The sequence below is a fragment of the Corynebacterium kozikiae genome (assembly GCF_024580965.1).
In the GTDB taxonomy this organism is placed as follows: Bacteria; Actinomycetota; Actinomycetes; order Mycobacteriales; family Mycobacteriaceae; genus Corynebacterium; species Corynebacterium kozikiae.
The window spans coordinates 76,155-88,278 of record NZ_JANIKJ010000004.1; the positions used below are offsets into that span (position 1 = coordinate 76,155).

Annotated in this window: 5 protein-coding genes and 1 CRISPR repeat array (1 of these 6 running past the window's edge); all 5 genes read right to left on the reverse strand. The window is 61.0% G+C overall.

What is annotated here, in order from left to right; all coding sequences use genetic code 11:
• Positions 1-771: a CRISPR direct-repeat array (repeat unit 28 nt; unit sequence GTTGTCCCCGCACCTGCGGGGATGAGCC); it begins 965 nt to the left of the window's first position.
• A gap of 99 nt (positions 772-870) precedes the next feature.
• Positions 871-2,430 (reverse strand): acyl-CoA carboxylase subunit beta, encoded by a 1,560-nt coding sequence (locus NQ018_RS04250; protein WP_257038459.1) that lies wholly within the window; start codon positions 2,428-2,430, stop codon positions 871-873.
• Positions 2,431-2,441: 11 nt separating this feature from the next.
• Positions 2,442-7,307: a polyketide synthase Pks13 gene (pks13, locus tag NQ018_RS04255; protein ID WP_257058778.1), complete on the reverse strand. Its 4,866-nt coding sequence runs from the start codon at positions 7,305-7,307 to the stop codon at positions 2,442-2,444.
• Between the two features lie 259 nt (positions 7,308-7,566).
• A complete protein-coding gene (locus NQ018_RS04260; RefSeq protein ID WP_257058780.1) occupies positions 7,567-8,475 on the reverse strand; it encodes a hypothetical protein in 909 nt (302 codons plus the stop codon).
• 231 nt (positions 8,476-8,706) lie between these two features.
• Positions 8,707-9,972, reverse strand: a complete 1,266-nt coding sequence (locus tag NQ018_RS04265) for a DUF7927 domain-containing protein (RefSeq protein WP_257058782.1) — start codon at positions 9,970-9,972, stop codon at positions 8,707-8,709.
• Between the two features lie 197 nt (positions 9,973-10,169).
• Entirely contained in the window at positions 10,170-12,020 is a 1,851-nt protein-coding gene (locus NQ018_RS04270) for a FadD32-like long-chain-fatty-acid--AMP ligase (RefSeq protein WP_257058785.1), read from the reverse strand.
• Between the last annotated feature and the right edge of the window lie 104 nt (positions 12,021-12,124).

Here is a 12,124-nt window from a genome sequence, read left to right on the forward strand (position 1 = left end):
TTCCACGAGGTTGTCCCCGCACCTGCGGGGATGAGCCTTGGGGCGCTGGGGCCGCGCCGGGTGCGCAGTTGTTGTCCCCGCACCTGCGGGGATGAGCCCATAAGCGAGGCAACAATACGAACGAGCCGCAAGTTGTCCCCGCACCTGCGGGGATGAGCCCCACGAGGGCGTGCACATGAGTGCAGAAAGTGAGTTGTCCCCGCACCTGCGGGGATGAGCCGGGTCAACCCAAGCCGGAATACTGCCAGACACCGTTGTCCCCGCACCTGCGGGGATGAGCCCGGCAAGGAGGGGATTGTTTTCCCTAATGGTGCGTTGTCCCCGCACCTGCGGGGATGAGCCCCCGCCGCAGGAACTCCTGGACGAGGACGCGCTGTTGTCCCCGCACCTGCGGGGATGAGCCCAACTCCTGGTAATCCAGATCATTCAGCGCAGCGTTGTCCCCGCACCTGCGGGGATGAGCCTGAGAAATCGGCCATTGCTGCTATGGGAGGAGAGTTGTCCCCGCACCTGCGGGGATGAGCCTGGCACTGTGAGTGTTCAGGAGACGTGGGAGCGGTTGTCCCCGCACCTGCGGGGATGAGCCGTCTGGCTTTCCTACCAACGATGAAATTAAATTGTTGTCCCCGCACCTGCGGGGATGAGCCAGCGCAAGGGCCGCCGCCTCAACGGTGAGGAACCGTTGTCCCCGCACCTGCGGGGATGAGCCGGTAAGGGTGGAATTGGCCTTTTTCGAAACTGCGGTTGTCCCCGCACCTGCGGGGATGAGCCCAGGCGGCAACATCATCGAGGTGTGCAGAGATGTTGGCCCCTCCTCAGACGAGGAAGCCACCCAAGCCCCCGTAGCACTACAACCACCGCAGAAAACCCCTACATCGGCGCGATGGTGTGCTTCTTTTCTAGGTCGTGTTCTTCCTTGGTTGCCAATTGCCGCAGCGCCATGCGCAGCGCCAAGCGGGATTCGCTTGGTTGGATCATGGCGTCGATGTAGCCGCGTTCGGCGGCCACGTATGGGCTGGTCATGTTTTCGTCGTAGAAGTCCATGAAGACCTTCTTCATGTACTCCCGCTGCGTTTCGTCCTCAATGGCGGCAAGCTGTTTGCCTTGGATCATCACAGAGGCGGCTGCGGCGCCCATCACTGCGATCTGGGCGGTGGGCCATGCCAGGTTGATGTCACCGGTGAGGTTCTTTGAGCCCATCACGGCGTATGCCCCACCGTAGGCCTTGCGCACAATCAGGGAGATCTTTGGCACGGTAGCCTCAACCAGAGCAAATGCCAGCTTGGCGCCGCGGTGAATAAGGCCGGCGCGCTCTTGGTCCACCCCGGGCAGGTAGCCGGGGGTGTCTACCACGAACACCACGGGGATGTTGTAGGCGTCGCAAATGCGGATAAAGCGGGCGCCTTTGTCCGCGGCGTCGGCGTCAATGCAGCCAGCAAACTCCAGCGGCTGGTTTGCCACCACACCCACACTGCGCCCGTCCACGCGGGCGAATGCAGTAATGAGGTTAGGGGCAAACCCAGGTTGAATTTCCAGGACGTCCTCGGAATCAAAGAGCTGCCCTAGCAAGTCATGCATGTCGTAGCCCGCGTTGGTGTCGTCGGGCATGAAGCGGTCCAGGGCCTCGGCCGCTGCCTCGTCGGCGAGCACGGCTTCGTCGGAAGGCGCCCAGAACACTGGCGGCTCGTCTTTGCAGGTCAGGGGCAGGTGCTGAAGCAGGTCGTGGACGTAATTGAAGGCGTCTTCCTCGTCAACGGCCACGTAGGAGACGTTGCCGTTGAGCTCCTGCTGGCGCGCGCCGCCGAGCTCCGCGGAGGTGATTTCCTCGCCGGTGACCTCCTTGATTACGGCTGGGCCGGTCACGTACATTTCGGCCTCGCCATCCACAGCCACCACAAAGTCCGTGGTCACGGGCGCGTACACGGCGCCGCCGGCGCTCTTGCCCATCATGATGGAGATCTGCGGGCTACGTCCGGAAAGCGGGAGCTGGCGGCGGGCGATCTCCGAGTACATCGCCAGGGAGGTCACGGCGTCCTGGATACGGGCGCCACCGGAATCTTGGATACCAATCACTGGGCAGCCAATCTTGATGGCCATGTCCATGACCTCACAGACTTTGCGGCCAAAAGTCACGCCCACGGAACCGCCGTAAACCGTCTTGTCGTGCGCGTACACGGCCACCGGGCGGCCGTCGATACGCCCGTAGCCGGTAACCACACCGTCGGAGTATGGTGCGTCGGGTTCGTCGGGCGTGCGGCCCAGGGCACCGATTTCCACAAAAGAACCGGGGTCCAGGAGGCGCTGAATACGCTGGCGAGGAGTAGTCCTGCCAGCCTCATCGCGCTTAGCGCGGGCACGCTCACTGCCAGGGTCCTGCGCCTTTTCCAGGCGGGCCCGAAGGTCAGCGAGCTTTCCTGCGGTGGTATCCATAGACACGAGCATTAACTCCTGAGCTGTTCAATCCTGCGCGTAAGTGCACTGCCTACCTTAGCGATCTCTGGCTCATCAACAACCGCCAAGTGGTCACCCTTGAGGTGAACAATTTCCAAATCATCCACAATAGCGGACCAGCCGCCGTCTTCTGCAATCTCCGCGTAGGCGGGCTCTAGCTCCACGGCACCGTCGTGCATACGTTCCGCGCGGAAAAGGATCACCGGCACATCCACCTGGTCCCATCGGTGCAGGTTAAGGCGGTCCAGGATTCGGTTGTCCACAAAGCTGGCACGCTGGTGCTCCAGCACACCGGCGGAAAGGCCGTGCTCAGAGGCGTCGGTGTTGGCCAGGAACTCGCCCATCATGGCCAGCAGGGCGTCCTCTCCGGCTGTCTCCAGAAGCTCGTAAGGCACTGGGAAGTCCAAGCCGTAGGTCTTCTTGGCAAATGCCTGGTAGCGGCCCCAGCGCGCCTTGGTTTCCTCCATGGTGTCCGGTGCTGGGTGCGCGGGCTGCACAGTGTCCAACAGGGCAATGGTTGCCACCTCAACGTCGGAATCGCGCAACTGGTAGGCAACCTCGTACGCCAGGGCGCCGCCAAAGCTCCAGCCGCCCAACACAATTGGCAGCCCGTCAGAGTACTGCTTAATCTCATCCAGGTACTGCGTGGCACGATCCTCAAGCGAGCCCTCCAGGCGCTCCACGCCATACACCGGTACTTCTTCCGGCAGGCGGCGCATCAGCGGCTGGTACACCACCGAGGATCCACCGGCTGGGTGGAACATGAACACCGCCGGAGCCGTGGAGCCTTCCTTGCGGGCGCGCAGCACACGAATGTTGCCTTCAACGTCCGTCTCCAGGCCCTCGCGCACCAAGTTAGCCAGCGGCTCTAGGGTTTGCGCCTCAAGCACCTGCTGCTGGCTCACTTCAATACCCGCTCGCTCGGTGAGCCGCTGCGCAATCTCCAGCGCCTGCTGCTCGGAAATCGCGGGAAGTTCACTCGTCACACCCGCCGCCGCGGCACCGGTGATCCCAGCCCAGGTAGCAAAGACAAGGCGTTCCGACGCATCCCGGGGCGCCACTCCCACACCCACACTCGATGTCGGAGCCGGTGTCGGAGCCGGAGCCGGAGCGTCAGCGCCAGCGCCACCGCCAACAGCAGCTCCCCCTGCATCCTGCTGGGTTTCAGCCTTGGGGGCGTCGGTAGGTGCCCTCCCCACAACAAGGTCCTCGACGAGCTTGACTACGTCTGCAACGGAGGCGTCGCGCAGTGCTTGCACCTGTAGGGGTGGGATTTGGAAGTCGTGCTCAATGCGGTTTTTGATGCGCATACCCATGAGGGAATCCAGGCCGAGGTCGATGAGTGGAAGCTCGCGTGGGAGATCCTCAACGTCGTAGCCCATGGCCTCGGAGACGATGCTACGCATACGCTGCTCCACAGACTCACCACTGGCCGGGTCCCATTTCATGGACTCACCCACCACATCCACGGGATCGGCGTGTTGTTCTGCATTTGTGGCAACCACGGCGGCGGGGGCCGCTGCAACACTGGCAAAACCCTCAGCTACCTGTGTTGTTACCTCACCGAGCACCGCGAACACCTGCACCGCAACACCACCGGCAACCCGGCGCGCCACGGTGGTGAGCTCTCCAGATGGGGGCAGTGTGCCTTTGTCTTCCACGGCGATGAGCTGCGCTTCCGGTTGCACCTCGTGGACCGCGGCCTCCAGCAGAGCCACGGCAGAAGGTACTTGGTCAGCTACGGTGCCAAAGGCAATGGCGCCGTCTGGCAACACAATCTTGGTGCCCGGCAAGCCGCCGCGTGCACCTGACGACGGACGCGCGGCAGTCCAGTACCGTTGCTTCTTCCAAGGCATGCCTGGCACGGGGAGCTTGTCGCCTGGTCCGTTGAGTGCGGCGAAGTCCACGGGTGCACCGTTTGCGTAGAGCTTGGCTAGGAGGTCCACCAGCGCACCTGGCTCGTCCTCTTTGCGCTTGAGGGTAAACAGCAGTTGGGCGTCTGGCTTGCCCACGGAGAACGCGGTGTTCATCATGCCCATGAGGGCCACCGGGTTGGGAGAAACTTCCACAAAGGTGTTGTGGCCTGCGGCGAAGCCTGCCTCGATGGCATCTTGGAACCACACTGGCTGGCGGGTGCAGCGCAGGAAGTACTCCGGGGTGTGTACCTGCTGGCCTGGGGTATAGGTGATGCCGCGATCCACGGAGGAGAACAGTGGGATCGTGAGCGGGCGCGGGGTGATGTCTGCGATTTCAAAGGCCAGTTCCCCGAGCAGCGGCTCCACCGCACTGGTGTGGCCTGCGCCCTTCACGTTGAGCAGGCGGGCGAACTTCTCTTCCGCTTCCAGCGTTTCCACGAGCTTGATCACGGCCTCGCGCGGACCACCCACGGTGGTCATGCCTGGGCCCGCGTACACCGCGGGTTCAATGCCGGCGAAGTCTGGGTGCTCCTGGATGAAGGTGTCCAGGGCTTCCACGGAGAACTCCACCACGGCCATCGCACCGAGCTGGTCTTCTGGCAGTGATTGCTCTCCTTCACCCATCAGGCGGGAGCGGTGAGCGGCGATCTTCATGGCGTCTTCTGCGCTCAAGCCACCGCTGGCATAGGCTGCGGCGATTTCACCCATGGACATGCCGGCAACTGCCGCTGGCTTCACACCCAGGGCTGCGAGCAGATCCGTGAGTGCAATTTGGATCGCGGTGATGGCTACCTGTGCGGTTTCGGTGTTGTAGGTCTGTTCGTCGTCTGCAACCAAGTCCAGGATGGACCAGCCGGATTCAAATTGGACGATCTGATCCAGCTCTTCCAGCCGCGCACGGAACTGCGGCGAGCTCGCCACGAGTTGCTTCACCATCAAACGGTGCTGTGAACCAAAGCCGGAGTACACGAACACCGGGCCTTGGGCCGCCGGGGAATCCGCCACGGCAATACCCACGCCGGTCTTGCCTTCCGCGACCAGCCCCAGCCCCTTCGCAGCCTCCTCATGGGTACGCGCCACGATCGCTGCACGGGAGCGACCGTGGTTGCGCCCACCGAGAGTACGGGCCAGCGCGTGGACGTCCGTGTCTTCGTGTGCGCTGAGGTATGCCAAGATGCTGGCGGCTGCTTCCCGACGCCGCGAAGGCAGCAGCCCGGAGATGGGCAGCAATGCGGGTGCGGATTCCAGGGCAGCGGTCCGCTCTTGACCGTCGGTGCCGTTGGCTGGGTTGGCTGGAGAGGTTGAAGAGGTTGGGTAATCTGCGGCAACGAACTCGCTGAGCACCACGTGGGCGTTGGTGCCGCCAAAGCCGAAGCCGGAAACGCCAGCCACCATGCGCCCGGAGTACTGCGGCCACTCGCGTGGGTCTTCCACAACCTCTAGGCGCTCGGCGTCAAAGTCCACGTAGCGGTTTGGCCCAACGTAGTTCAGCGATGGCGGCAGGGTGCGGTTCTGCATGGACAGCACCACCTTGATGAGGCCCGCTGCGCCGGCTGCGGATTCCGTGTGGCCAAAGTTTGTCTTGGCACTACCCAGAAGCGTTGGGCGGGTGATCTCGCGGCCGCGGCCGAGCACCGCACCGATGGCGGAAGCCTCAATTGGGTCACCCAAAATGGTGCCGGTGCCGTGCGCTTCAACGTAGTCCACGGTGGTGGGGTCCACGTTGGCGTCCGCGTAGGCGCGCTGCAGCACATCTACCTGTGCGTCTGGGTTGGGTGCGGTGATGCCGTTGGAGTGGCCGTCGGAGTTCACGGCGGAGCCCTTGATCACTGCAAGGATGTTGTCCCCCGCCGCAATCGCATCATCTACACGCTTGAGTACCAGCATGCCGGCGCCGTCGGAACGCACAAAGCCGTCTGCGTCATCGGAGAATGCATGGATCTTGCCGGTGGGGCTGAGCACGCCGAGCTCCCCAAAGGAGGTGGTCACTGCCGGGGTGGCCATCACGTTCACGCCGCCGGCTAGGGCAACATCGGCCTCGCCGTCGCGCAGGGCGCGCACCGCCTGGTGCACAGAAACCAGAGACGATGAGCAAGCCGTATCCACCTGGATGCTGGGGCCACGGAAGTCAAAGGCGTAGCTCACTCGGTTGGCCACCACAGCGCTAGAGTTACCGGTCAGGGCATAGGGGTGCGCCTCGGAGGGGTCGGAGAAGATGAGCATTCCATAGTCATTGTTGGTGGAACCCACGAACACGCCCACGGACTTCCCGCGCAGCGTATTTGCCGGAATGCCAGCGTTCTCCAGCGCCTCCCAGGAAAGTTCAAGCATCAGGCGCTGCTGTGGGTCAATGTTCACGGCCTCCAATGGGGAGAGCCCAAAGAACTCGGCGTCAAAGCTGGCCAGATCCTCCAGGTAGCCACCCAGAAGCTGCTGCTCAGCCATGCGCTTGGACATCACCTCGTCGGCCGCGTATTCCGACCAACGCCCCAGCGGCGGCTCCGTGATGGCGTCGCGCCCCTCAACCAGCAGATTCCACATCTGCTCCACATTCTCCGCGCCTGGATACTTAGCGGCGATGCCCACAATGGCAACGTCGTGCGTGCCAGGGGTCGTAGAAACCGACCGCAGCGCCGGGGCACTCCCCGCAGCCAGGCGCGGCGCAGGCTCGCCCTCTACCAGGCGCTTCGCGAGCGCCGCGATGGTGGGATACTCGTAAGCAATGGTGGCGTCAAGCTGCGTATCCAGTAGGTTTTCCAACTCACCGGAGAGCAACACCACATCGCGTGAAGACAGCCCAAACGCCTGCATCGGTTGATCATCAGTGATCTCCTCCGCCGGCAGCCCGGTAGCCGCAATCACCCAGTTCCGCAGCCATTCTTGAAGCTGCTCCGTAGTCATTGCAACGGCTTTCTGGGCTTTCTGCTGGCCTGAATCCATAAACACACACCTTGCTAGAGATTTATTCATACCCCCAGGCGATTGGGAGCAATGCTCCTATCTTAATCCCCAAAGGTCACGATTTTGTTACAACGTGCCGCATGCCGCAAAGGTGCAGCAGCAGCAAAAAGCCAAAAACCCTGCTCGAAAGCAGGGTCCCTGGCAGAGCCTAAACGACGTCGCCAAGGCGCCAGGCAATCACGGTGCCTCCGCGCAGCAGGGCAGTTTCTTGCCTACGCGCGGCGGCGCAGTGCCTTACTTAGGCGCGGCGACGCAGTGCGACTGCACCCGCACCAGCGACGGTAGTCATCACCGCGATGGAAGCGAGGACAGGTGCAATAGAGTTGTCAGCCACACCGGTCTCTGCCTCAACACCACGAGGTGCAGGTGCGCTGCTGCTGGGCACGCCCACTGGGATTGGCACCGGAATGATTGGCACGCGAGGATCCTCACACTGAGCAATTTCATCCTCAGCGTAGGTGCCGGTCAGGGATGCAGAGGCGGTGTAGACCTCGGAGGTCCAACCATCCGCAGCACCGGACATGTCAATGGTGAACTGATACACGCGAGCCTCACCAGCTGGAATGGTGCCCAGGTTGACGGTCCAGGTGCCGTCACCATTGTCCACAGCGGCATCTGCAGGGGTTTCCGCCCAGGTGTACTCAGCATAGGCGCCACCCCAGGCAGGCATCCGGTCGGTGGTAGACACACCATCAAACACCACCGCTGCACCCTCTGGCAGGTTATCCGGGAGCGTCACGGTCACAACCGCATTTTCAATGGTGTGCTGAGTTGCGGTTGGGATGCGCCAGACCTGCTGCCACGTGCGAGGATCTCGGTTCCTTTGACCATTAAAGAAGTGGTTGAGCTCAAAGATTCCTGGGGAACCGTTCAGCGCGTGGGTAACCTCAGTGATGTAACCAGCATTGCTGAAGTGGGCGGGGTTTCCCGCAAGGTCAGTGCGAAGGTTCTCTGGAATCTTATTGATGTCTTCAGTCAGGATGGCGGAGCTCTTCCAGCTCACGCCACCAACCACGCACTCTCCAACCATTTGGGTTTCGTTACCGTCAGTGGTGCCAGTGTTGGTTGCCCATGCCGGGCCAGCCAAGGAGACACTGAGGGCCGCGGCGGCCGCAATGGCCGCCATGGAACGGTTCAATTTTCGCATTCGGGGACTCGCTTTCAACAAAGGGGGAAGCAGCATTGTTGCCATCGAACAACCTACCCACACCTAGAGCAACATGAGTTTCAACACGCCACAGTTGTCACAACTTTCACAAATATTTCTTTTGCCCCATTAAGGCACTGTGGCCACTTTGTTCACAAACGCAGCAATTGGAAAAGCCCCTAACCGTAAGCAACGGCAAGGGGCTTTACCCGAAGTCCCCGGAGGAACGAATTACAGAGAACGACGGCGCAGGATTACCACACCAGCACCGGCGGCCACCAGCAGTGTTGCCAGAGCTGCGACTGCAGCCATGCTAGAAACGCCAGTGTTTGCCAGCATGCCGCGCTGCACACCCTTGGTCGGCACAGCGGAAGTGGTGGTTGGCTGCGCAGTTTCCTCTTGCGCTGGGACCGGCACTGGGATTGGAATGATCGGAATACGAGGGTCCTCCACCTCCGTGGTCACAGAAACAGCAGGATTGCAACCCTCAAGCTGCATTCCGTACACAGGGTGCAGGGAGTTCACCAACTTTCCGTTGCCACCTTCACGCACCACAACATCGTAGGTTACGGTTGCGGTCCCATTGGCTGGAATAACGCCGGTGATGTTCATTTGCTCACCACGGGCCTGAACCACCGGGGTGCCCTCAAAGCCATTGGACACAATGCTGTCACCGCGAACGTGCTGTGGCGCATCGTCAAGCACGTCAGCCAGCTTATCCACAAAGTCCGCTTCTGCTGGGCGGCTGTGCGGGTTGGTGAGCGTGACGGTGTATCGCACGGTGTCGCCGTCCTTCGCAGGCCCTGAGTGAGGTTGTTCCGAAGTATCCGCAGGAATCACCTCAGCAGTCTTGCCGTACTGCACACAGTCAATTTGTGTTCCCAACGCGTGGTGGTTCACATAGATACTGTCCAGTGTCTGGTCTTTTTCGGTACGCGCATTGAGAGAGAAAGAGGACATCGCGGGCATGTACGCGATGGTCACCGTAATGGTCTTGCCATCCGGGCTGAGAACGGAAGATACGCCTTCTACAGCATTGGTGTAACCATTGCCTTGAAGCTGACCGGCTGCTGGGTTGCTCCATTTAGTATCATCATCAATGCTCTGGAAGGTCGCACCCTGCACTGCTTCGATCGTGTAGGTCACGTTCTCCAAGGCCTCGCGGGTGGCGATGTAGTGGCGCATTGTTGCAACCTCACCCTCAGTCCAGCCATCGGCGCCAACGCCCCAGCCATCAGAGTTCACTTCACCAAACATGCCACCGGTAGCGGTATCAAGCTGGCCATTCCAGTACTTATCCCGCTGGCTAATATCTCCGTCACCCTGATCCCAACGGGTCTGGCCAATAAACTCCACCTGGCACTGCGCACACTGCGCGGCGGCCGGTAGTGCTGGCGCTGGAGTTGGATTTGACTGCGCGTGTGCCGGCTGCACAAGCACCGCACTGAGCATGGTTGCGGCTGCTGCCGCGCTCAGGATTGAACGTAGGGTACGCACTTTTGAATAAACCTTTCAGGTATTTCTGAGCGAGAAGACTCCAAGAGAGAAATGAATTCAAGTTTACTTTAGATACCGCCGTGCTTGAGCGCACCCCCAACACACCACAATTTTCACAGCAATCACAAAAGTATCCCCACGGCTGCACACAACAGCCGTGGGGATTTTTCCTCAAACTCAGAGCAAGAATCAGGTTTTTAGCCCTGCTCCGCCAGGTAGTTCGCCTTGTTCACGCGGCGGGCAATCTTGCCTGCGGAGGATCGGGCAATCTGATCCGGTGCAACAATGCGAATGTCTGCAGGCACCACGCCATGAGCCTCAGACACCGCGGAGCGGATTGCCTCAATAGCGGCGGCGTCACCGGAAGGATCAGCATCGAGGTCACGCTCAGCAAAAATGATGAGCTGCTCCACGTCATCACCCTCCACAGCGAATGCAGCCACCGCGGCTGGGCGCACGTGGTCAGACGCATGGTCCACGGTGTACTCAATGTCCTGCGGGTAGTGGTTGCGGCCAGCGATAATCACCAGGTCCTTGAGACGGCCGGTGATATACACCTCATCGTCCAAGATCACACCAAGATCGCCGGTAGCCAACCAGTAGTCGTCGTCAGGCGCCCCCTCTGCACGGGATGGGCTGAGCCTCTGCCCAAGCCGGTTGCGGAAGGTGGCAGCCGTTTCTTCGTCACGATCCAGGTAACCCACGGCCATGTTTGCACCGTGGCACCAAATTTCGCCCACACTGCCGTCGGGGAGCTCGGCCTTGGTCTCTGGGTCCACGATCACCAGTTGCTGAGACTTCACCACAGCTCCCACAGAGGTCACGGACACGGCGTTGAGGGCGCCCTTTTCCACCTCAACAGCCTTGTTATTGGCCAACTCATCACGGTCAAGGTACTTGAAGGTAAGGCGCTGGGCACGCTGTGGGGTGGTCACCAGCAAGGAGGCCTCAGCCAGACCGTAGGACGGACGGATTTCACCAACGTTGAGGTTGTACTGCTCAAACGCATCAATAAAGGCCTGCACCGCCTTCTCGGTCACCGGCTCGGAACCAGACACAACACCTTGGACCTTTGAGAAGTCATAGGTCTTGCCCTCCTCCGGCTGGCCATAGCGGGCAGCGAGCTCAAATGCGAAGTTGGGCACCACTGCGTACACGTTCTGGTCACTTTCGCGGGCGGACAGCTGCTCCAACCAGCGGCTTGGGCGTTGGATGAAGTCACGCGGACTCATGATGTCAATTTCCTGACCAATGACCAGCACAAACGCAGCCAAGATGATGCCCATGTCATGGTGCATTGGCAGCCAGCTCACAATGCGCAGCGGGGTCTTCAGCTCCGCGGAGATAAAGATCTGCAGAATGTTGGTGAGGATGGAGCGGTGAGTCAGCACCACGCCCGCTGGGGTGCGGGTGGAACCGGAGGTGTACTGCAGGAACGCCACCAGATCCACCGCCGCCTTCTGTGCCTGCGCCATCAGCGCCTGCCCAGCCTCTGTAGCGAGCGGGTTTACGAATGCCTGCGCGGTGGAATCCGGCAGGGAGTCCACGGCGATCACACGAGGGCGCTGCGCACCAGGGACCTGTGCAAAGAACGCGCGTACCTGCGCCGCTGAGTTCCCATTGGTGAGCACGAACGCCGGCTTGGAGTCATTGAACACGGCCTCGAGGTGCCCGGAGTGCCCTGGCTCCGTGGGGTCATACAGCGGCACTGGGATCATTCCGGCGTACATGGACCCCAAGAAGCTGAACAGGTACTCAGGGCTGTTGTTTGCCAGGATGGCAACGCGGTCACCAATCTGGCCAACCTGCTGCAAACGAGCCGCCACCGCCTTGATGCGGGTGTTCACCTGGGTGTGGGTGTAAGTAACTTCCTTCCCCTCACGCGATTGGGTGTAATCCCAGTGGCGCAGCACCACCTTTTCTCCACCACCAGCGGCCGCGGAGGCCTGATACAGGACCTCACACAAACCAGCGAGGGTGAGCTCCGGCTTGAGTTCAATCTCTCCGCGCTCATTGATGAACTGGCTCATTGCTGTATGCAGATCCATATTTCTCCTTTGGGGATTTGCTTCAAGGGGGGAAGCTCTTTCAAAGACTAAATTACTTTTTAGCACGAAACTGTTACAGGTGTGGTGAGGCTGGCACAGAAAGT